Origin of the sequence: Ancylobacter sp. Lp-2, from assembly GCF_020523795.1 — a bacterium.
Lineage (GTDB): Bacteria > Pseudomonadota > Alphaproteobacteria > Rhizobiales > Xanthobacteraceae > Ancylobacter.
Map to the genome: position 1 here is coordinate 445015 of NZ_JAJALI010000004.1, position 22002 is coordinate 467016.

At 68.0% G+C, this 22002-nt stretch carries 12 protein-coding genes and 1 pseudogene; 2 read left to right on the forward strand and 11 right to left on the reverse strand.

What is annotated here, in order from left to right:
- Positions 1-8 precede the first annotated feature (8 nt).
- Positions 9-2402 (reverse strand): phosphoketolase, encoded by a 2394-nt coding sequence (locus LGR54_RS13405; protein WP_230362453.1) that lies wholly within the window; start codon positions 2400-2402, stop codon positions 9-11.
- A gap of 159 nt (positions 2403-2561) precedes the next feature.
- Positions 2562-4103 (reverse strand): recombinase family protein, encoded by a 1542-nt coding sequence (locus LGR54_RS13410; RefSeq protein WP_230362454.1) that lies wholly within the window; start codon positions 4101-4103, stop codon positions 2562-2564.
- A 271-nt stretch (positions 4104-4374) separates the two neighbouring features.
- Between LGR54_RS13410 and LGR54_RS13415 the strand changes: the two genes are divergently transcribed.
- A complete protein-coding gene (locus LGR54_RS13415) occupies positions 4375-5703 on the forward strand; it encodes a protein NO VEIN domain-containing protein (protein ID WP_230362455.1) in 1329 nt (442 codons plus the stop codon).
- Positions 5704-5869: 166 nt separating this feature from the next.
- On the opposite strand, the pseudogene LGR54_RS13420 reads toward LGR54_RS13415, so the two are convergent.
- Positions 5870-6421: pseudogene (locus LGR54_RS13420) on the reverse strand (recombinase family protein); the annotation flags it as partial.
- Positions 6422-7424: 1003 nt separating this feature from the next.
- Between LGR54_RS13420 and LGR54_RS13425 the strand changes: the two are divergent.
- Positions 7425-8210 carry an AraC family transcriptional regulator gene (locus LGR54_RS13425; protein WP_230362456.1) on the forward strand — a complete coding sequence of 262 codons (786 nt, stop codon included), beginning with the start codon at positions 7425-7427 and terminating at the stop codon, positions 8208-8210.
- Here the strand turns inward: LGR54_RS13425 and LGR54_RS13430 are convergent.
- The 8 genes from LGR54_RS13430 to LGR54_RS13465 all read right to left on the reverse strand — a co-directional run bounded on the left by LGR54_RS13430 (position 8177) and on the right by LGR54_RS13465 (position 22000).
- A complete protein-coding gene (locus tag LGR54_RS13430) occupies positions 8177-8956 on the reverse strand; it encodes a 4'-phosphopantetheinyl transferase superfamily protein (RefSeq protein ID WP_230362457.1) in 780 nt (259 codons plus the stop codon). The two genes, LGR54_RS13425 and LGR54_RS13430, sit on opposite strands and share 34 nt — an antisense overlap.
- A complete protein-coding gene (locus tag LGR54_RS13435) occupies positions 8953-9675 on the reverse strand; it encodes an isochorismatase family protein (protein WP_230362458.1) in 723 nt (240 codons plus the stop codon). The genes LGR54_RS13430 and LGR54_RS13435 overlap by 4 nt, the downstream gene beginning before the upstream one ends.
- A complete protein-coding gene (locus tag LGR54_RS13440; protein ID WP_230362459.1) occupies positions 9672-10880 on the reverse strand; it encodes an isochorismate synthase MenF in 1209 nt (402 codons plus the stop codon). The genes LGR54_RS13435 and LGR54_RS13440 overlap by 4 nt, the downstream gene beginning before the upstream one ends.
- Before the next feature lie 64 nt (positions 10881-10944).
- The gene (locus tag LGR54_RS13445; protein WP_230362460.1) at positions 10945-18183 is read right to left on the reverse strand and encodes a non-ribosomal peptide synthetase; all 7239 of its coding nucleotides are present in this window, start codon (positions 18181-18183) and stop codon (positions 10945-10947) included.
- A 122-nt stretch (positions 18184-18305) separates the two neighbouring features.
- Positions 18306-18521 carry an MbtH family protein gene (locus LGR54_RS13450; RefSeq protein ID WP_230362461.1) on the reverse strand — a complete coding sequence of 72 codons (216 nt, stop codon included), beginning with the start codon at positions 18519-18521 and terminating at the stop codon, positions 18306-18308.
- Positions 18522-18551: 30 nt separating this feature from the next.
- Complete coding sequence (locus LGR54_RS13455; protein WP_214006616.1) at positions 18552-18812, reverse strand: phosphopantetheine-binding protein; 261 nt, start codon at positions 18810-18812, stop codon at positions 18552-18554.
- 42 nt (positions 18813-18854) lie between these two features.
- Entirely contained in the window at positions 18855-20798 is a 1944-nt protein-coding gene (locus tag LGR54_RS13460; RefSeq protein ID WP_230362462.1) for an ABC transporter permease, read from the reverse strand.
- Positions 20795-22000, reverse strand: a complete 1206-nt coding sequence (locus LGR54_RS13465) for an efflux RND transporter periplasmic adaptor subunit (RefSeq protein ID WP_230362463.1) — start codon at positions 21998-22000, stop codon at positions 20795-20797. The genes LGR54_RS13460 and LGR54_RS13465 overlap by 4 nt, the downstream gene beginning before the upstream one ends.
- Positions 22001-22002 lie beyond the last annotated feature (2 nt).

A 22002-nucleotide genomic window follows, 5' to 3' on the forward strand; every position in this document is an offset into this window, starting at 1 on the left:
GCACCTTTTTAGCCGGGCCAAACCCAGTTGGTGATCTCGTCCCGGTCGATGCCGTTGGTATGGGCATAGTCGAGACTGTCGATGATGGCGCCTCGCATCTCCTCCTTCAGATGGGCGGCACGCGCCGCGAGACCGGGAACGCGGTCGATGACATCGACGACCAGAGTGAAGCGATCAGCCTCGTTGAGGATCGCCAGCTCCAGAGGCGTGTTGATGTTGCCGCGCTCCTTATAGCCATGCACGTGGAAATTGTACTGATTGTGGAACTTGTAGGCCAGCTTGTGTATCAGCCACGGATAGCCGTGGAAGTTGAATATCACCGGCTTATCGCGCGTGAACAGGCTGTCGAAGTCGCGAGGAGCCAAGCCATGCGGATGCATGTCCGAGCGCTGCATCCGGAAAAGATCGACGACATTGACAAAGCGCGTCTTCAACTCTGGCAGCCGCTCGCGCAGGATGGCCGTCGCCGCCAGCGCCTCCTGGGTCGCCACGTCGCCGCATGAGGCGATCACCACGTCTGGCTCGCACCCTTCGTCATTGCTGGCCTTCGCCCAGATACCGGCGCCCTTGGCGCAGTGCACGACCGCCTCGTCAATGGTGGTGAACTGCAGGTGCTTCTGCTTGTCGGCGACGATCACGTTGATGCAGTCGGTCGACCGCAGGCAGCGATCGGCAATCACCAGAAGCGTGTTGGCGTCGGGTGGCAGATAGACGCGCGTGACGCTCGGGCTCTTATTGGTAACGAGGTCGATGAAACCCGGATCCTGATGGGAGAAGCCATTGTGATCCTGTCGCCAGACCGTCGAGCTTAGCAGGATGTTCTGCGACGCGACCGATGCCCGCCACGGCACATGGTTCTTGCTGACATCGAGCCACTTGGCGTGCTGGTTGAACATCGAGTCAACGACGTGGGCGAACGCCTCATAGGTGTGGAAGAAGCCATGTCTGCCGGTGAGCAAATAGCCCTCCAGCCAGCCGACCAGCGTGTGCTCGGAAAGGATTTCCATCACCCGGCCGTCGCGCGCCAGCTCGCCGCCATCCGAGTCTTCCGGCAGCATGTCGGCCATCCAGACCTTCTTGCTGGCCTCATAGACCGCCTGCAGACGGTTCGAAGCGGTCTCGTCCGGACCGAACACGCGGAAGGTTCCCATGTTCGCCCGCATTGTGTCGCGCAGGAATTCGCCCAGAGGCCGGGTGTTCTCGTACAGGACTTTGCCGGCCTCCTCGAACTTGACCGCGTAGTCGCGGAAGTCCGGCAACTTCAGCTCCCGGCGCAGCAAGCCGCCATTGGCGTTCGGATTGGCGCTCATGCGGCGCGGACCCAGGGGAGAGAGCGCCCGAAGCTCGGGCGCCAGACGGCCAGCCGTATCGAAGAGATCGTCGGGCTTGTAGCTCCTCAGCCAGTCTTCGAGCAGCTTCAGGCGCGCCGGATCGCCGCGAACGTCCGAGAACGGCACCTGATGGGCGCGCCACGATCCCTCGACCTTGTGACCGCCGATCTCCTTTGGCCCGGTCCAGCCCTTCGGCGACCTGAGCACGATCATCGGCCAGCGCGGCCGCTCCGTTTCGCCGTTCGTGCGGGCCTGACGCTGAATCGTTCGAATCGCATTGATCGCGGCATCGAGCGTCGCCGCCATCTTCTCGTGCATCTCGGCAGGGTCGTCACCCTCGACGAAATACGGCGTGTACCCATAGCCGCGGAACAGCGCATCGAGTTCGTCGTGGCTGATCCGGGCAAGCACGGTCGGGTTGGCGATCTTGTAGCCATTCAGGTTCAGGACCGGCAGCACCGCCCCGTCCCGCGCCGGGTTGATGAACTTGTTCGAATGCCAGGCGGTGGCCAGTGGCCCGGTTTCGGCTTCGCCATCACCAACCACGCAGGCGACGATAAGGTCGGGATTGTCGAGTGCCGCACCGTAAGCATGCGACAGGCTGTATCCCAGCTCTCCGCCCTCGTGGATCGAGCCCGGTGTCTCGGGTGTGACGTGCGAACCGATGTGGCCGGGAAAAGAGAACTGTTTGAAGAACCGGCGCAGCCCCTCGAGATCCTCGCTCTTGTCGGGATAGACCTCCGAATAGGTCCCTTCGAGATAAGCTGGCCCGAGCACGCCCGGAGCGCCGTGGCCGGGGCCTGCCACGAAGATCACGTCGAGATCATCGCGGCGGATGACACGGTTGAGATGAGCCCAGACGAAGGAAAGCGCGGGGCTTGCTCCCCAGTGGCCGAGCAGGCGCCGCTTGACATGATCGGGCTTCAACGGCTCGCGTAGCAGTGGGTTGTCCGCCAGATAGATCATGCCGACCGACAGGTAATTGCAGGCCCGCCACCAGCGATCGAGGAGTTCCAGCTCATTGCTGGCGGATAGCTGCGCGATGGAATCTGCGGCTTTGACCTCGGGCATATCTGCCTCCTTCGCGGGAACGACGGCGATGCCGACCCCTGACTTCGCTCCAATTCATTCAGCGCTAGATGAGAGAGATGCCACGATACATCGTCTGTCTCCCGGTGCCGTCGGCTTGTCCGAAGCGCCCTTTCTTGCCGCCGTCCAAGGTGGCTATGGCTATCCGATTAGCATCTCTCTTCTGGCAGCCATTGTCGACTGACGCCGGTGGCATGGCACCATCAGATCCATCGCCGCTCGAACTCCGTTGCCTCGGCGAGTCCATGACCGCATGAGCTGCCCGAAGCGGGCAAGCTTGTCCGGATCAAGCCGGCTTGCGGCTGTACCTTGATTCTCGATCCGCTCCAGCGCCGAATGTGCACGGTCCCTATCTGCCTTGAGCTTGGCAATCTGCTCCTTGAGCATCTCGTCGGGCTCAGCGATGCCATCGGCAACAAGCTGGTAGAGCCGCCGAAGCTTGTCTTCCGCCGTCGTTCTTTCGCGCGAGAGTTCATCGATCCGCGCCTGAACCTCGGCATCGGCTTTCACTCGCCTGTCAGCGACGGACTGCAGCAGCGCCGCCAACCGCTCGGGCATCAGGACGCGTTCAGCGACGTGGCGTGTGACCAGATGGTCGAGCTTCTCCATCGGCACCGTTCGCCCTTTGCAGGCGGACTTGCCGACCCGGCCAGAGGTGGAGCAGCTGTAATAGCGATAGACCCTGCCGCTCTTCGAGGTGCCGGTGCGCAGCGTCATGGCGCTGCCGCAACAGGCGCAATAGGCCAAGCCGGTCAGAAGGATCGGACCTGAGATGACCCGGGGCGGACTATTGTGCGGGCTCTTCGCCCTGAGAGCCTTCTGCACCTTGTCGAAAGCTCGGCGATCGAGGATGGCCGGCACGGAGATCGGGATAACCTCGTGCTGCGGCTTCACCTGCCCCGTCTTGGAACTGCGCTTGTTGAAGCTCCACTCCCCGACATAAACGGGATTGGTCAGAATGCCATGGATGGTGCCGACACCGTAGCGGGCACCGAGGCGGGTGCGGTAGCCCTTCGCATTGAGGTGCTTGGTAATCTCCTTGATGCCCATGGGACCCGATGTGCCATCCCCCTGCAGGTAGAGAGCAAACATCAGCCGCACCAGCTCGGCCTCAACCGGATCGACGACGATCCGCTTCTTCGTGCGATGGCCGCGCTTCTCGACCTCTTCAAGGGTGAAACCGAGCGGCAGGCGGGAGCCGTTATAGAAGCCCTGCCGGGCATTCTCCTTCATGGCTCTCAGCACGTGCTTGGCGTTCTCGCGGGACTGGTACTCGTCAAACAGGGCGATGACCTGTCGCATCATGACCTGGGCCGGATCGTCCCCGAGCTCCTGGGTGATGGAGACGAGCCGCACGCCGTGCTTCGCGAGGCGGCGGATGTACATCTCCAGCCCAAAGGCATCGCGGAAGAACCGGCTGAAGCTATGGACGACGATAACGTCGAATGGGCGATCGTCATCGGATGCCCGTTCGATCATCCGCTGGAATTCGTGCCGGCTGTCGTCCATCGCCGACGCACCCGGCTCCACATACTCCGCCACAACGGACCAGCCCTGCCGCTCGCAATAGGCAGCGGTCTGGAGGCGCTGGTCCGGGATGGACAGGTCAACGTCGGCCTGCCGCGTGGTAGAAACGCGGAGATAGAGGGCTGCCCGGCTGGTGATCGGCAAGGTTACGTTCATGGCCCAGTCGCCTCCCTCAGGTCCCTTCGGCAGCGCCGTCACCTCAGCAGCGCGTCAATCTCCCGCCTGAGGAAGGCTTCGACAACATCGACCTCGTCAGGTGTGATCGGAACGTTCGACGGCCAGTCGTCGGTGACATGCGCGACCTTGGAATCATGCTCGACGGAGTCAGCGGGCGCAAGGTTTTACCGAGCGGTTTAACGGGACCATTGCCGAGCGATCGCTTGCCGCAATCGAAGAGACCGACAATCAGGGGCTTATTCGCCGGACGATGGGGTTCGACTTCACGGCTTATGGTGAGACGCTCGCGTCGCTGGGCTATCCGCCGCTCAACGACGAGAACGACTTCCGGCGCATGTTCGAGGTGTATCTCGGTGAACTGAAGCCGAGGCTGCTTGATCGCGTCCGTCGCCGTTTCGCCGGTGTATGGGCCGCAGGCGAGGACCTGGCCCCCTATGTTGCCGCGCGGCGCCTCCAATTCGTGACATTCGATCCAGGGTGGCTGCGGGCTCTGGAAGCGCTCACCCGTGAGATAGTGGCCTCACGCGCGGCCGACGCCGCCGCAGAGCTCTTGGGTCCGGATAATCCGGAGGTCGATCTCCTGCCGCTCGACCGTGTCGTCGCCGACAATCGCAAGCTCGTGTTCGCCCGTCATCCGGAGCTCGCGGGGCTGGTGCGCGCTTGGTGCCGCAAGAGCGAGGCAGCGGTGCCGGCGTTGATCGAAGCGTCCGACCCGCAAATGTTGGTCCGCACGTTCGACGACGGCGGGTTGCTCGACTTCGAGAAGCTCGACCCGGCACGGCTTCCGGAATTGTACGCGCGTGCGGGAGCGTGGCCCGCCGGTATGCCTCTTACTGCCGATATCGCGCGTCTGGGGCTCGTTCCTTACGATCTTCAACGCGATGCAATCGACGCGCGCGAGGCGAAGCGGAAAGCCGAAGTGGCACGGCGCACGATTCCGTTCGCGGGAGAGAATCTCGATGCAGGCGATGGAGATTTCGTCAGGCGGTTCGAGGTGCTTGCCGCCGCCGCGATCGAGAACGGCGATGACTGGTTCATGCGTAGCCGCGCCCCACGGTTGCGTTCTCAGGCTCAGCATGTTCCATCGATGCCCGGTGGTGGCGGCTGGGGAGGTGGTGGGCAGTCTTGGCGCACCCAGCCTCCCGAGGCGGTGAGGACAGCGATGGGGATCGCGAGCGAGTGGCTCGCTCGGGAATACTTGCGCAGGCGACATCCCAAGGAAATGTCCGACGCCTGCTGGGTCTCGTCTAACCGCGCGGCTTTCTGCACTGGTGCCGCCGGAGACGATAGCCTCGGTTATGATTTCCGCGTCGTTACCGAGCGCAACGAATGGCTCTATGAGGTGAAGTCTGCAACGGACGCGGGCGGGGAGTTCGAATTGACTGCCCGCGAGCTCGAAGCCGCAGGCAGTGCAAGCCTCGAGCGCAAGCGGCGCTACCGTATCCTCTACGTGCCGTTCGTGTTCGATCCCGCCCAATGGCGGGTGCTGCCGCTGTCGAACCCGGCTGATCCGAATACTCGCGATCGGTTCCGTGTGCTGCGGGGCGGCTCGGTGCGGTACCGCTTCGAGAGGCAATGAGGCTCGGGCGGCGACCCAAGACCCAGCGATGTTATGAATGGGGACAAATCGGGCGCAAGGTCATTGGGGATACTGGCAAGTTCTAAGGGGCAGCTAAATACCCGGAATCTCAATCATATAAGTGTTCGCAGTTTCACTTTGGTCGGCGCGCCAAGCTTCAATCATTTCAATACCTTATCACAGGGTTAGCCAGTACGGCTCTCTCCAGCACTGTCCTTGATCCGTGGATCCGCACGGCGTGCTGATCCACTCCCACGGCAAGGGTGAAACCAAGCGGCAGGCGGGAGCCATTGTAGAAGCCCTGCCGGGCGTTCTCTTTCATGGCCCGCAGCACATGCTTGGCGTTCTCGCGGGACTGGTACTCGTCTAATAGCGCGATGACCTGCCGCATCATGACCTGGGCAGGATCGCCCTCGAGCTCCTGGGTCATGGAGACGAGGCGCACGCCGTGCTTGGCGAGACGGCGGATATACATCTCCAGCCCAAAGGCATCGCGGAAGAAGCGGCTGAAGCGATGGATCACGAGAACGTCGAACGGGCGATCGTCGTCGCAGGCCCGCTCGATCATCCGTTGGAATTCGTGCCGGCTGTCATCCATCGCCGAGGCGCCCGGCTCCACATGCACTCCGACGACCGACCAGCCTTGCCGTTGGCAATAAGCGACGGTCTGAAAGCGCTGGTCTGGGATGGAGAGGTCGACGTCAGCTTGCCGCGTGGTGGAGACCCGAAGTTACAGGGTGGCCCGGCTGATGATTGGCAAGGTGACGTTCATGGCTTGAGACGTCCTCCTTCGGGCGGTGTGGCGGGCACCCTCATCTCAGCAGCGCGTCGATCTCCCCTCGAGAAAGGCCTCGATCACATCGACTTCTTCGGCGGTGATCGGCACGGTCGATGGCCAGTCGTCTATGACATGCTTCGTATTCGAATCGTGCTTGCCAGAGGCAGCGGACGCAAGACAAAGCTCCGCGTGTTGGTCCGAAGCGCCTATACGGTGAGCTGCATCGTAAGGTGATGTGCTGGCCGTGGCCGTAGTCGGTCGCAATGGGTCACGATCCACGTGGGCGCATGCCTTCTTCGAACGAGACTTCTGTACGTGGCGCATGTGCGCACGATCGCAGTAATCTCCGAAAGGGCGAGTATCCCAAGTCTACGCCGTATTACTGCCTCGTACCGCGGCGTGTAGAAACCTGCCGCAGTACCAAGCGACGCAGCTCCAATTCCGGAGATGAACCGATGCGGCCCCTTCGAGCGTCTGCTTCGCAACCCTCTCCAGCTACGAGCCGCGTAGCGCGCGTCCCACTACACCGACGGGTAGATCGAGGGTCATCGCCGATGCCGGGAGCTCCAGCATTGGCTTGTGGTGCCTCCTGTCACTCTGTCGACACAGCTGATGACCCGGTTGCCGCTGAGCCCGCGCGAGGCGCTTGCAGATCGTAACTGCTCTGATCTCTCTTTGCATGACGGCTTCCAGATCCGGGGTGTGCAATACAATCGGAAGAATTCTAAATATCGATCGCTACGAGCAAGATAAACTTGACGAAAATTTGTATATGCTGAAGAGTCGTGGGCCCAATCTTGGCAGACAGGAATCACAATTTAGGCGCGATATGTCATTCTGCATGTGAGAGACGTTCTAAGGTGCTGCCGTGAACAAGCCGATACCTCAGCATTTGTTTGTAGGGACCGTTGATGGGGAGCCAAATTGCGCTCCCGACTCCGATGTGTATGAAATCTGGCCGAAATTCATCGTGATGGTGTTGCTGCGCGGCGCGCAGCACTTCGTCATCGACGATCGCGATTTCCGGATCGATGCGGGATCGGGCGAGGACATGCGTCCCCTGGTTTTCATGCTCAATGTCGCACGCTTCTCGCGTCTGCATTTCGTCAATGACAGCAATGTCCCGCTGCGCAAGATCATGATCTCCGCGCCGCATCCCTGGATGGAATGGCTGATGCGCACGCAGGGGGCGCAAAGCTCGGTGCTGCGTCCGTTCCTGGCTCGTCATCTGTCGCAGTTCAGCTTCCCGGCGAGCGGGCAAGTCCGCCAGCTCGCGGAGCAGATCATGGCGCCGCCGCCGTCGCTGGAAGGCGAGCTGCGCTCGCTCCACCGGAATTCGCGCGCGCTCGACATCATGTGTCTCGCCTGCCTCGCGCTGGCCGGCGACGAGGAGGAGCGTCGTCGGCCACTGCTCGCCAGCCGGCGGCAAAGCGAGCGGGTGCGGGATTTCGTGCTGAAGCACCTCGACCGCAGCCTCACCATCGAGGAGATCGCCTTCGCGGTCGGGGCGAGCGTGTCTTCCGTGCAGCGGCACTTCAAGGAACACTTCCAGATGACGGTGTTCGAGTTCATCCGCAAGGAGCGGCTGGAGCGCGCCTGCCTCGCGCTGGAGCGGGATGGCATCACCATCGCCCAGGCGGCCTATGCGGCCGGTTACACCGATCCGTCGAACTTCTCCGTCGCCTTCAAGAAGGTTTATGGCGTGCCGCCCAAATATAAGCGGCGTTGAGGGCGGCTGGCATCGAGACGCGGATAGCGCAGCGTGATGAGCCGCGCCGGAAGCGTTGCCAGCGCCAGCGCGGCGGCGAAGCCGGCGAGGGCGGGCAGCGGCGGGATGTGCCAGCGCCGGCTGCAATCTCCCGGCTCGGCGACGGGGGCGGTGCGGACGTCGAGAGCGCGGAAGTCCATATCGAGGCCGCAACCGATTCCCTTGGCTACGGCCTCCTTGCGCGTCCATAGCCGATAGAAGGCGTGGCGGCGTTCTTCCTCCGGCAGCCCGGCGAGCAAGGCGAGTTCCCCCCAGGAGAAGATGTCCGGCGCGATCTCATAGGGCGGAGCGGTCCGCATCGCCTCGATGTCGACGCCGACCGGACCGCCGCGGCTGACGGCGATCAAGGCGAGATTGCCGCTATGCGACAGGTTGAAGTCGAGGTCGCCGCCGTCGAGGCCGGGGCGGCCCCATCGGCCGATCGAGAAGGCAAGGTCTGCCGGCGGCAAGCCGAGCTCGGCGGCGAGCACCCGGCGCAGGGCGGCGTGCGCCGTGACGTAGGCGGCGCGCAGCGGGCGGGTGCGGAACGCCTCCGCGCGCCTGTTCTCGCCGGGATCCAGCAGCGCGACATCTTCCGGATCCTCGTGCGGACCGCTTTCGACCAGCCAGAGCCGGACCTCTCCGGGGTCGAGACGGCGGAGGGTTTCCGGCGTCGCCGGCTTCCACGGCTGTCCGAAGTCTGTGCGCTGGATGTTGAGGTAGTTCATGGCCGGTGCCGATCCGTTGCAGCGCCGCATGTCTCTTCCACCTGGCCCGTCGTCAGTGGCACGCCGCAGACGTTCGCGACGTAGGAAACGGCCATGTCGTGCTTCACGCGGGAGAAGTCGCCGACCGCATCGGCGACGAAGAACGGCTCGATGTCGCGCATGAAGGCATCGGCCGCCGTAAGCAGGCAGCCGATATGGGCGTAGACCCCGCAGATGACGAGCTGGTCGCGACCGCGCACGCGCATCAGCGTCTCGAGATTGGAGCGCTGGAAGGCGCTGTAGCGGTGCTTCACCAGCACGAGGTCGCCCCCTGCCGGGGCGAGCGCGTCGAGGATGGGGCGGTGCTCGGCCGGATCGCTCATGCCGGCACCCCAGAGATCGGCCTGCAGGCCGCGGTCGCGGCGGTTCTGTCGCACCTCCTGCGCAGTGTAGAAGACCGGCATGCCGACCACGCGCGCGGCGGCGATGAGCCGGGCGATGTTGGCGACCAGCGGTGTCAGCGGAGCGGCGTCGGCTGCGAACGGCCGGAGGAAATAGCGCTGCATGTCGTGCACCAGCAGCGCCGCTCGCCGGGGCGCGAGCCGCCAGCTTGCCCTTGCCGGCGGCAGTTCGGCGGCTTCCGGCAACGTGTAGGCGGCGATGCGCGGCAAGGCGGGCGTCCCGGCGGGCGGGGCGTCGGCGGGCGGCTGCTGCGGCGCCGGGGAGAGGACGGCGGTCACCGGCGCACCTCATGGTCGAGCGGGATATCGAGGGCGTTGAGCAGCGCGGCGAACTTGGCGCCGGTCTCCTCCGCTTCGGCGAGGGGATCGGAGCCCGGCACGATGCCGGCCCCGGCGAATAGCCGCGCCTGCCTGCCGGCGATCTCGGCGCAGCGTATGGTGACGTACCAGGCGCCATCGCCGCGGCCGTCGCACCAGCCGACCGTGCCGGCATAGAAGTCGCGGCCATACTCCTCGAGCGCGGCGATGTGGCGGGCCGCCTTCTCGCGCGGCACGCCGCACACCGCCGGGGTCGGATGCAGCGCGGCGGCGAGCACGGCGGCGGAGACGTCCGGGTCCTTCAGCTCGCCCTCGATGCCGGTGCCGAGATGCCACATGCTGGCGGTCGAGGTGAGCGCCAGACCCTGCGGCCGGAACAGTCGGCGGCACCAGGGGGCGAGCGTGTCGAGGATGAACTCCACCACGATGGCATGCTCGCGCCGGTCCTTCCGCGAACGCAGCAAGCCGGCGCCGGCCGCCGCGTCGGCCGCGAGGTCGCCGGGACGACGGCGGGCGGAGCCGGCGAGCGGATGCGAGGAGATGCGCGCGCCGTTCTTGGCGAGCAGCAGTTCCGGCGTCGCACCCGCCATCACCCGGCTCGCCCCATCGCGTGGCGGCAGCGGCACCAGGAAGGTGGTACTGGCCGGATCCACCGCCAGCCGGGCGAACAGTGCCGTGAGATCGATGTCCCGGTCGGCGGTGGCGAGGAGGCTGCGCGACAGCACCACCTTCCTCAGCCCGTCAGGGGCCGAGGCTTCCCCGGCCATGATGTCGAGCGCGCGGCGCACGGACCGCGCATAGCCGGCGGCGTCGGGCTGATAGTGGATTTGCCAATTGCGGCAGATCGCCGGACGCGGGAGCGGCCGGACGGCACCGGCGGGCCAGCGGGCGACCTGGGAGACCTGCCAGAGGCAATCCGCCGCCTCGCGGTCGAAGGGCAGCGCACCGGCGACCACGGCGTCGGTGCCGGCGATGTGGAAGGCGGCGGACAGGCGCGCCTCCAGCGTGGCGGAAGGGTGGAAGGTGAGTGGTACCGCCGCGCCGAGGCCGTGCAGCAGGCCCTGCGGCGACTGGAACGCGAAGGCGGTCTCCCGGCCGCCCGGTGGCGGAAGGGGAGCGGCGGCATCGGCGCGGACGGAAGAATCGAGGCGTGTCAGCATGTTCATGGCCGATCTCCTGCGAGGGGGATGATGGGCCATCGCGGCCCGGCGAGGGTGGCGTGCCGTCCTGCTATCCGGCGAGGTGACGTGGCGGCCGGTGACGCACGCCGGCGGCGTCGGCCTCGACGATGAGGCTGTCGAGCAGCGGCCCGAGGATTTCGAGCGAGGCTGGGGATACGATGTCCTCATGCGAGCAATGGGCGAGCTTGTGGATGGCGAGCCGGCCCACCCGGTGGCGCCACACGCCCTCCGGATCGATGCCGGGGAGCATCGACTTGCCGGCGACGAACAAGGTGATCTCTCCGTCGTAATCCTCGGTGGCGGCCTGCGAGAGCAGGGTGACGGCGTCGCGGTAGTTCTCGAAGATGTGGGCGAACATCTCCTCCTTCTCGCGGCGGAACTCGTCGTCCATCACATCGGCCATGGCGTCGTTGATGAAACGCTCCTGCTCGCGCTCTGCGCCGAGATTGGCTTCCGCGCCCTGCGGGTCGCTCCAGTCGTGCGCCTCGGCCGGATAGGTGTCGAGCAGGCCGAGGAAGCGAACCTCCTCGCCCATCCGCCGCAGCCGCACCGCCATGCCGTAGGCGACCGTCCCGCCGAGCGAATAGCCGAGCAGATAATAGGGTCCGTGCGGCTGCACCTCGCGCAGGATGGCGAGCTGGCGCTCGCACACATCGTCCATGTCGGCGCCCATGGCGATCGGCCCGTGCGGGCGCGGCGACTGCAGGCCGATGATCGGCATGTCGGCGCGCAGATAGCGCGACAGCACGTTGTATTGCCAGGAGACCCCCGAAGCCGGGTAGACGCAGATCAGCGGTGCGCCGCGCCCGTCCCGGAGGCGCACCACGAGGTCGAAGCCACTTTTCGCCATGTCGCCGACCAGTTCGCCGGCGATCAGGTGCTCGGCGAGCCGTGCCACCGTCGGCATCACCACGATCTGTCCCACCGACACCTGCCGCTTCAGGTCGCGGCGGATGCGGGCGGCAAGGCGCATGGCGAGCAGCGAATGGCCGCCAATGGCGAAGAAGTCCTCCTCCGCCCCCACCGCCTCGCGGCCGAGCACGTCGGCGAAGATGGCGGCGAGCCGGGTTTCCAGCCCCTCCGCCGGCGCCCGGCCGCCGATGCCTGCGGCGGCGCGGTCGGGCAGCGGCAGGGCGCTGCGGTCGAGCTTGCCATTGGCCGAGAGCGGCAGGTCCTCCAGCACGAGGATGGCGACGGGAAGCATGTGGCCGGGCAGCGTCGCCTTGAGCGCCTCGCGCATGGCCTCCGGCTCCGGCATGGCGCCGGGCTGCGGCACTACATAGCCGACGATCTGCCGGGCATCGGCGCCATGCATGGCATCGCCGAGCCGCGCGGCATGCGCCACCGCTCGCGCGACGCCCGGCAGGTGCAGCATCTGCGCCTCGATCTCGCCAAGCTCCACGCGCTGGCCGCGGATCTTCACCTGATGGTCGGTGCGGCCGAGATATTCCACCGAGCCGTCCGGCAGCCAGCGAGCGAGATCGCCGGTGCGGTACATGCGGGCGCCGGCGGCGAAGGGATCGGCGACGAAGCGCTGGGCGGTGAGGTCCGGACGTCCGAGATAGCCGTCGGCCAGCTGGACGCCGCAGAGATAGAGCTCGCCCGCCATGCCTTCCGGCACCGGCCGCAGCAGATGGTCGAGGATGCGCAGCTGCGTATTCCACACCGGTCGGCCGATCGGAACGCCGCCGCGGCCCTCGATATGCGCGCCGGCGGCCGGGGCGTAGGTGACGTCCACCGCCGCCTCGGTCGGGCCGTAGAGATTGTGAAGACACGCCTGCGGCAGCAGGGTCGCGAATTGGCGGGCCAGGCTGCGCTCGAGAGCCTCGCCGCTGGCGAAGACGGTGCGCAGGCCGGCGCAGCCCTCGCGGTGCCCGGCCTCGTCGGCGATCAGCCCGAGGAAAATGGCGAGCATGGACGGCACGAAATGCAGGGTGGTGACGCCGTGCCGGGCGATGAGGCCGGCGAGCTCCTCCGGCTCGCGATGGGCGCCGGGCGGCGCCATCACCAGCCGGGCGCCGACCATGTAGGACCAGAAGAACTCCCACACCGAGACGTCGAAGCCGCAGGGCGTCTTCTGCAGCACCACGTCGTCGGCGCCGAGCGGGTATTCGTGCTGCATCCACAAGATGCGGTTGACGATGGCGGCGTGCGAGACCACCACCCCTTTGGGTCGCCCGGTGGTGCCGGACGTGTAGAGCACGTAGCAGGGATGGGTCGGGCGCAGCCCGTCATCGGCGGGCAGCTCGCCGGCCTCGCCATCCTCCTTTGCGAGGGCGTCGAAGAGCAGCACGGGCGTGCCCTCGGGCAGCAGGCCGAGCGAGGAGGCGTCGGCGATGACGAGGCGCGGGCCGGCATCCTCCAGCATGAAGGCGAGCCGCTGCGGTGGATAGCCGAGGTCGAGCGGCAGGAAGGCGGCTCCCGCCTCCACCACGGCGAGCAGCGCCAGGCTGAGGCGTGCCGAGCGGGGCAGCGCCACCGCGACCACGTCGCCCGGCCGGACGCCGGACGCCCGCAGCCGTCCGGCGAGGGCGAGCGTCTGGTGGCGCACCTGCCGGTAGCTGAGGCTGTTCTCGGCATCGACGAGCGCCGCCGCTTCGGGCGTGCGCGCGGCCTGCGCCACCAATAGGTCGCGCAAGGTGAGCGCCGGCAGCGGCCGGATGGTGGCGTTGATCGCGGCGATGCGGGCCTCGTCCTCGGCGGTGGTCAGCGGCAGGCCGGCGACGGTGGTCGTGGGACGTGTCACCAGCGCCTCCAGCACGCCGGCGATGCGGCGGGCCAGCGCCGCCCCGTCGGCGACGGCGCCGCGATTCTCGACCAGCAGCGTCAGGCGCTGGCCGGGCAGCACCAGCAGCGCCAGCGGATAATGACTGTAGCCACGGTTGCGGATGTCGCGCACCGCGACGCCGCCGAGATCGTGGCCGATATAGTCGCTGTCGGGGTAGTTCTCGACCACCAGCAGCGTGTCGAACAGCGCGCCGCTGCCGGCGATCTCCTGGATCTCGCCGAGGCTGAGGCCGTCATGCTCCATCAGCTGGGCCTGCTGGGCCTTCAGCGCCTCCATCTCGTCCCACAGCGCGGCATGCGGTTCGAGGCGAACGCGGATCGGCACGGTGTTGAGGAACAGGCCGACCTGCTCGCCTATGCCGGGGATCTCGGCCGAGCGGCCGGAGACCGGGGTACCGAACACCACCTCGTCGCGCCCGGCCATGGCGCCGAGCACCGCCCCCCACACGGCCTGCATGACCATGTTGAGCGTCAGGCCGCGCCGGCGCGCTTCCGCCAGGAGGAGAGCGCTGTGCTCGGCCGAGAGCGCGACCTCGTGCTCCTCGACGGTCGCCGTCGGTGAGAGATGGTCGAACAGCGTGCAGGGGCGGACACCGGACAGCGCTTCCGCCCACACCGCGCGGCTTGCCGAGCGGTCGCGGACGGCAAGCTGGCGCACCACCCGGTCATAGCCGATCGCCAGCGGCAGCAGCGGCGCGTCACCACGATAAGCCTCCGTGAGGTCGCGCAGCAGCAGCGGCGTCGACCAGCCGTCGATCATCAGGTGGTGCACGAGGATCAGCAGGACATGCCGCTCCGGCGAGAGGCGGATGAGCTCGGCATGGATGAGCCGGCAGAAGGCCGGCGCCACCAGCGCCCGCTCGATCGTCGCAGCCTCCAGCTTGGCCAGCGCGCTTTCCAGTTCCCCGCCTTCCAGCGTCGACAGGTCGTGCTCGGCCATCGGCCAGAGTGGGCCTTCCTCCGGGAGCGGCGGCACTGCCAGCAGCGGCTCCTCGCCGGCGGTGTCGAACACCCCGGCGAGCTGCGGATGGCGGCGCAGCACGGCGTCGAAGGCGCGGTGCAGGCGGGCGGCATCGAGACGGCCGTCGAGTTCCAGCCGGGTGAAGGCGTTGTAGTTCTCCGCCTGCCCGCCGGTTGCGGCATGGAACAACATGCCCTTCTGGGTGGAGAGCGCCGGCAGCACTGCGGCGACCGCGCCATAGCGGGCGCGCAGTGCCATGACCTCCACCGGCGAGGCAGTCTCGGCCGTGCCGGGCGTGTCCGCCGCCTCGGCGGCGAGCGGGGTGAGCGCACGGGCCATGCGGCGCGGGTCGCGGGCCAGGAACACGTCGCGTGGACGCAGGAGATAGCCGTCGGCCCGTAGCGCGTTGCACAGCACGATGGCGCTGATGCTGTCGCCGCCAAGGGCGAAGAAGTCGCTCTCCGCGCCTACCGCCGACAGCTTGAGGGCGCGGGCCATGGCGCGGGCCACCCGCATCTCCTCCGGGGTGGAGGGCAGCGTCTCGACGCGGGCGGTGGGAGCGGGCAGGCGGGCACGGTCGACCTTGCCGTTCACCGAGAGCGGGAAGGCGTCGAGGATCATCACCGCCGCCGGGACCATGTAGTCGGGGAGCCGCTGGCGCAGGCCGTTCCTGAGCTCCTGCGCCTGCTGGTCGCGCTGGCGCGGATCGCCTCGGCGCAGCGTGCAATAGGCGATGAGGCGGTGGCTGTCGTTCACGGCCTCTGCCACGACGAAGGCGGTTTCCACATCGGGGCGGGCGGCGAGCGCCGCCTCGATCTCCGCCGTCTCCACCCGATAGCCGCGCACCTTCACCTGATGGTCGGCACGGCCGATGAACTCCACCCGCCCGTCGGCGGTCCAGCGCACGAGGTCGCCGGTGCGGTACATGCGCCGTCCCGCCTCGAAGGGGTTGGCGACGAAGCGCTCGGCGGTGCGGGCGGCCTGGCCGAGATAGCCGCGCGCCAGTCCCTCGCCGGCGATGTAGAGCTCGCCGACCACCCCGACCGGAACTGGTTGGAGATGCGAATCGAGCACATGCGCACGGGTGTTGCCGATGGGGCGGCCGACCACAGGCTGCGCCGTCTCATGCACCGGCGCCCGCAATGTGTCGACGGTGTATTCGGTCGGGCCGTAGAGGTTGTGCGCCTGTAACTCTGGATGCGCGCGCAGGGCACGCCAGAGCGCCGGCGAGGCGGCCTCGCCGCCAATGAGCAGCACGGTGGGGCGATGAGCGCCTTCCATGAGGCCGGCGCTCATCAGCTGGGCGCAGAAGGAAGGCGGCAGGTCCATGGCGTCGAGGCAGGCCGCGCGCAGATGGGCGACGAGACCGTGGGCGTCGCGGCGCATCTCCTCGTCGATGACGTGAAGCTCCTGGCCGAGCAACAGCCAGAACAACTGCAGCCAGGAGGAATCGAAGGAGAAGGAATGGGTGTGCGCCGCCCTGAGCGACCGACCCGGATGCGCATGGCGGGCCGCCGCGATGCCCGGCGCGTAGATGTCGTCCCAGTGGGAGGAGATCAGGTTGATCAGCGCGCCATGGGTGTGCATCACCCCCTTGGGCCGGCCGGTGGAACCGGAGGTGAACACGATGGCCGCGACGTCATCGGCCGCGACACCTTGGGCGGCAACGTCCTGCGCGGCGGGCTGCACAGACGTCGCGTCCTCGCCCAGCCATGCGCCCGACAGCGCGTCGAGGCGGCTGGCGATCTCTGCTTCGTCGAGGCACAGCACCGGCAGGCCGGCGGGCAGCTGCCACCGGGCGGCACGCGTGGTGAGGACGAGGCGCGGGCGCGCATCCTCGCACATGGCGGCGAGGCGCTCCGGCGGATGGTCGAGGTCGAGCGGCAGGAAGGTGGCGCCGCTTTCGAGAATGCCGAGCAGGCTGGTGACCGTTTCCGCCGCCCGTGGCGCCGCCAGGGCGACGATGTCGCCCGGCCCGATGCCCTCGGCCGAGAGGTGCCGGGCGAGCGCCCGCGCCCGCCCGGCGACCTCGGCGAAGGAGAGCCGTGTCGCCCCGCCGACCAACGCCGTCGCCTCGGGCGTGCGGGCGACCTGCGCGGCGAAGAGGTCGAGGACTGTGCGGGCGCCGTCGAGCGGCGCGACCGTCCGGCCGCTGGCGGCGGCGGCGAGCAGGCGCCCTTCGTGGCCTTCGGTGACCGGAAGCCGGCCGGCCGGCGTCGCGGCGTCGCGGCTGAAGCCGTCGATCAGGCATTCGAGGCGGCGGGCGTGGCGGGCGAGATCGTCGCGGCTGTAGCGTCGGGGTTCGCCGCGCAGTTCGAGCTTGATCCGGCCGTCGGCGATGAGCACGCCGAAATCGATGTCGTCCACCGGGCCGACCGCGAGATGGTGGGTGAGGCCGGCGACCGCGCCGAAAGCGAGATCGTAGTCGAAGATGCGGTAATTGATGACGGGTCCGTACAGCGCCCGTCCGGAGCCGACCACTCCGAGGTCGCGCTGGATGCGCTCGGCATCGTAGCGCTGATGCCGGCGTGCGTCGCGCAGGGCCTGCTTGACCTGCTCGCCCAATGCGGCGAGCGGCGCCGCCGGATCGACCTCGATCCGCACCGGCAGCACGTTCACCGCCGGCACCACCGTGCTTGCCGCCGCCGAGCCCATGCGGCGCATGAAGGGCACGCCGAGCACCTGCGAGGGTGTCGCCGAGACGCGGTAGAGATAGGTCGCCACCGCCGCCATGATGAGGTCGAACACGGCGAGCCGGTGCTCGCGGGCGGTCTCCTCAAGGGCGACGAGGAGGCGGGGCGGCAGGGCATGGGTATGGGTGACCAGGCTGGCGGGTTCTCCGCCCGTCGCCGCCGTGCCGCTCGGCGCGTCGACATGGACGTCGCGCAGCGACAGGTCGCAGGGCGGTGGCAGGTTGCGGCAATAGCCGCGCCAGAATTCCCGGTCGCGGGTGAAGGCGGGAGAGGCGACATAGGCGTCGTGCTCCTCCACCACCGAGGCGGCGTCGGTGAAGGGCGAGGGCGAGGGCGTGTGTCCGGCGAGCCGGGCGGTGTAGATCTCGGCGATCCGGCGGGTGAGGGCGGCGAAGCTGAAGCCGTCCAGCATCAAATGGTGATAGCGCTGGTACCAGAACCACCGCGGGGCGCCGTCGCTGCCTGTCAGGTTCATCAGCACCTGCCGCGAAAGCGGATGCTCGCCCGCTGCCGGTAGTTCCGTGGCCATGTCCGCCTGCATGAAGGTGCGGGCCGCCGCCTCGGGATCCGCATGGCCGGTGAGGTCGAGCCGCTCGATCGGTGGCAGGCGGCTCTCGTCGCCGGCCTCCCGCAGCACCTGCCAGGCCCCGGCCTCGTCGGCGAAGAAGCGGGCCGAGACAGTGTCGGCCTCGCCGAGGCCTTCCGTGATGGACGCCGCCAGCAGCTCCGGCTCGACCGGGCCGGCGAGCTCCACCGCATGGGCGATGAGATAGGCGTTGCCCCGTTCGGCGATCTGGTCGGCGAGCCAGATGCCGAGCTGGGTGCTGACGAGCGGCAGGATGCGCATGGCGGTGTCCTTGCGGGCAATGGAAAACCCCGCCGGCGGGCCTGTAGCGCAGGCCGGCCGGGTGAGAGTCTTCTTCCTCGATATGCGGAGGCGGTCGCGCCGCCGCGGTCAGGTCGGTGGGGCTAGGCCGATATCCGGCGGGCGGCGGGGCTGATGTCCTGCCACTCCCGTTCGATCAGCTGCAGGCAGGAGGCGCGGTCGTCTGGGCCGTGGACGGAGCGCCAGCCTTCCGGCACGTCGCGGAAGGACGGCCACAGGCTGTACTGGCCGTCCGCATTGACGAGCGCCAGGAAGAGGTGACGCTCGTCGTCGAAGGGGTTCAGATGATGGTCGTCCATGACGGAGCCTTCGGTTCGGTACGGATAAAGTCAGGAGCGGCCGGCGCCCTTGCTTTCCAGCAGGGCCCAGAGCGTGCCGAGGGTGAGGCAGCGGGCGAACTCGACGAAGCTCACATCGATGGCCGCCGCCTTCCATTCCGTCACCAGCTGCATGGCGGTGATGGAGTTGAGGCCGTAATCCATCAGGTTGTCGTCGTCCTCCGGTTCCTCGTCGAGGAAGCGCATCAGCTGGACGCGCAGGGCGTCCTTCGACGCCGGTGGCAGATGGGCAGGCTGGGATGCAGCAGTCATCGATACCTCCATAAGGGTGTTTGGCGAGCGGCATGAGCGCATCTACTCGCGCGCCAGCGCCTCCACCGGATTGAGCCGCGCCGCGCGGCGGGCGGGCATGTAGCCGAACAGCACGCCGGTGCTCATCGCCGCGACGAGGGCGAGCACGATGGCGGTAAGCTGGAACACCACCGAGAGGCCGAGCACGAAGGACGCGCCGACACCGATGGCAAGGCCGAGCGCGACGCCGACGATTCCACCGCCACCCGCCAGCACGAGGGCTTCGAGCAGGAATTGGCGCAGGATGTCCGCGGCCGAGGCGCCGACCGCGATGCGGATGCCGATCTCGCGCGTGCGCTCGGTGACGTTCATCAGCATGATGTTCATCACGCCGATGCCGCCGACCAGCAGCGAGATGCCGGCGATCATGGCGAGCAGGCCGGCCATCGCCGACTGGGTCTCGGCCACCGCCGCGATGCGGGCCGCCATGTCGTTGATGAAGAAATCTTCCATGCGGTGGCGCTCGCGCAGCGTCTCGCGCACCAGCTGCTTGGTCTCCTCCAGCCGCGCGGTGTCGGCGACGGTGAGCTGGATGCCGCCGAGATCCGTGCTGCCGATCAGGCGGCTCGCGGCGGTGAGCAGCGGCACCACGACCCGGTCGTCGCGGTCGGTGCCGCGCTCGTCGGGCCCCTTCGGGACCAAGACGCCGGTGACCAGGAAGGGGATGTTGTTGGCGAGCACGTAGCGCCCGGACGGGTCCTCCTCGTCCGGGAACAGCCGGGCGGCCACCGCCGTGCCCAGCACGATGACCGGGGCGCCGGCGCGCTCGTCCGCCGGGGTGAAGAAGCCGCCCCAGCGCGTGCCCCACTGGAAGGTCTCGGGATAGGCGGTGGAGGTGCCGAAGGCCTCCGAACGCAGGCTGGTCGAGCCGGCGGTCAGGGTCACGGTGGTCCAGCGGCCCGGCGTCACGGCTTTCACATTGGGCAGCGTGGCCAGCGCCTCTGCGTCGGCGAGCGTCAGGCGCCCGCCGGGCAGGGTCGGATTGTCGTTGTCGGGCATGACGACGATCCAGTCGGTGCCGGTCGCTGCCGCGCGCGCCATCACGTCCCGCCGCGTGCCCTCGCCGATGGCGAGCATCGCCACCACCGCGGCGGTGCCGATGACGATGCCGAGCAGGGTCAGCGCCGTGCGGAACGGGTTGCCCGCCAGCGCCGCGAAGGCGGAGCGCAGCGCCTCGGTGAGCGCGAACAGGCCGGGCGCGTGCCGCTTCGGCCGCTGCTCCCCGCTCCGCTCAAGCACGGCGGGGATCGTCTCGCCACTGTCCGACACCACGAGGCCGTCGCGGATCTCCACCACCCGCCGGGCGGCGCGCGCGGCCTGCGCGTCGTGGGTCACCAGGATGACGGTGTGTCCCTCGTCGGCGAGCTCGCCGAGCAGCGTCATCACCGCCGCACCCGAGGCGCTGTCGAGCGCGCCGGTCGGCTCGTCGGCGAGGATGACGGCACCCCCGTTCATCAGCGCGCGGGCGATGGAGACGCGCTGCTGCTGCCCGCCGGAAAGCTGGTCCGGTGTATGGTCCAGCCGATCCGCTAATCCGAGGCGGTCGAGCAGCGCGGTCGAGCGCTGCCGGCGCGTCCCGGCGGGGATGCCGGCATAGACCGCCGGCAGCTCCGCATTGGCGCAGGCGTCGACGCCCGGCAGCAGCAGATAGCGCTGGAAGATGAAGCCGAACACCTCGCGCCGCAGCCGGGCCTGCTCGTTGCGACCGAACGCTCCCGCCTCGCGGCCGTCAAAGCGGTAGCTGCCGGAGGTCGGCCGGTCGAGCAGGCCGATGATGTTCATCAGCGTCGACTTGCCCGAGCCGGAGGCGCCGACGATGGCGACGAATTCACCGCGATTGATGATGAGATCGACGCCGCACAGCACCTCAGTGGTGACGCTGCCGCGGGTGAAGGCGCGGCGCACGCCGCGAAGCGCGATGAGGGGGACGTCGGAACCGGCTGTCATTGCGTGAAGCGGATGGCGGTCCGCACCTCCTCGTTGCGCTCGCCGACGATGACGTGCTCACCCTCCTTCAGCCCTTCGAGCACCTCGGCCTTGAAGCGGGTGCGCACGCCGACGCGCAGGCGGCGGGTCTCCGGCCTGCCGTCCGCGCCCGGCACGCGGGCGGTGAAGACGTCGGCCTCGCCCTCGACCGGCGCGAGGGCGACCATCGGCACGACGAGCACGCCGCGCGCACCGGCGGTGACGAAGAAGGTCTGGGCGCTCATCTGCGGGCGCAGCTCGCCTTCCGGATTGGGGACGTCGAACAGCGCCGTGTAGAAGACGACGCCGCTATTTGCCGTCGTGCCGCTGCTGGCGCCGGCGCCGGCGCTGCCGCTGGTGCTCGGCCCCGGCAGGATCTGCCGTACCCGGCTTTCCCAGCGGCGCTCGGGGTGGCCGAGAGTGGTGAACCACACGGGCATGCCGAGCTTCAGCTTCGGCACGTCGGCCTCGGCGACCTGCGTCCAGACCGTCATCACCGACAGATCGGCGATGCGCAGCAATTGCGGGGTCTGGTAGGTCGCCACCAGCGTCTGGCCCTGGCGGGCCTCCACCGAGACGACGGTGCCGGCCATCGGGGCGTAGACGCGGGTATAGTCCAGCTGCGTGCGGTTCGAGCGCAGCGTGGCGCTCACCTGACGGATCTGCGCCTGCGTCATCTTCAGCTGCGCCGCCGCCGTCTCGGCCTCCATGGCGGCGCGATCGTGTTCCTCGGTGCTGGTGAACTGGTTGCGGACCAGCCGGGCCTGGCGCTCCTCGCGGCTGGCGGCGAAGCGCGCGCGCGCCTCGAGATCGAGGATCTGGGCCTGAAGCCGCGCCAGTTCGGCCTCGCCGGCCTCGACCTGCGCCTCCTGCAGCGCGGAATCGATCTCTGCCAGCAACTGGCCCGCCTCGACCTTGTCGCCCTCGCGCACATGCAGCTGCAGGAGCTGACCGGAGGCCTGGGCGCCGACATCGACATAATCGCGCGGTTGCAGCTTGCCGAGCGCCGACACGCTCTCCTCGATGTCGCCACGCGTGACGGGGGCGGTCTCGAAGGCCTCAGCCGGCGTGCCGGCATTCAGCCGGGCATCGGCCAGCAACATCGCTCCACCCGCCGCCAGACCGATGAGGGCCACGATGCCGGCGGAACGCAGGGCAAGACGGGTTCGGCGGGACGCGGCCATGA

What these genes read in the sequence shown, in the direction of transcription:
- LGR54_RS13405 (WP_230362453.1), bottom strand. Translation starts at nt 2,402, where the DNA reads ATGCCCGAGGTCAAAGCCGCAGATTCCATCGCGCAGCTATCCGCCAGC.
- LGR54_RS13410 (WP_230362454.1), bottom strand. Translation starts at nt 4,103, where the DNA reads ATGAACGTAACCTTGCCGATCACCAGCCGGGCAGCCCTCTATCTCCGC.
- LGR54_RS13415 (WP_230362455.1), top strand. Translation starts at nt 4,375, where the DNA reads ATGGGGTTCGACTTCACGGCTTATGGTGAGACGCTCGCGTCGCTGGGC.
- LGR54_RS13430 (WP_230362457.1), bottom strand. Translation starts at nt 8,956, where the DNA reads ATGAACTACCTCAACATCCAGCGCACAGACTTCGGACAGCCGTGGAAG.
- LGR54_RS13440 (WP_230362459.1), bottom strand. Translation starts at nt 10,880, where the DNA reads ATGAACATGCTGACACGCCTCGATTCTTCCGTCCGCGCCGATGCCGCC.
- LGR54_RS13445 (WP_230362460.1), bottom strand. Translation starts at nt 18,183, where the DNA reads ATGCGCATCCTGCCGCTCGTCAGCACCCAGCTCGGCATCTGGCTCGCC.
- LGR54_RS13450 (WP_230362461.1), bottom strand. Translation starts at nt 18,521, where the DNA reads ATGGACGACCATCATCTGAACCCCTTCGACGACGAGCGTCACCTCTTC.
- LGR54_RS13455 (WP_214006616.1), bottom strand. Translation starts at nt 18,812, where the DNA reads ATGACTGCTGCATCCCAGCCTGCCCATCTGCCACCGGCGTCGAAGGAC.
- LGR54_RS13460 (WP_230362462.1), bottom strand. Translation starts at nt 20,798, where the DNA reads ATGACAGCCGGTTCCGACGTCCCCCTCATCGCGCTTCGCGGCGTGCGC.
- LGR54_RS13465 (WP_230362463.1), bottom strand. Translation starts at nt 22,000, where the DNA reads ATGGCCGCGTCCCGCCGAACCCGTCTTGCCCTGCGTTCCGCCGGCATC.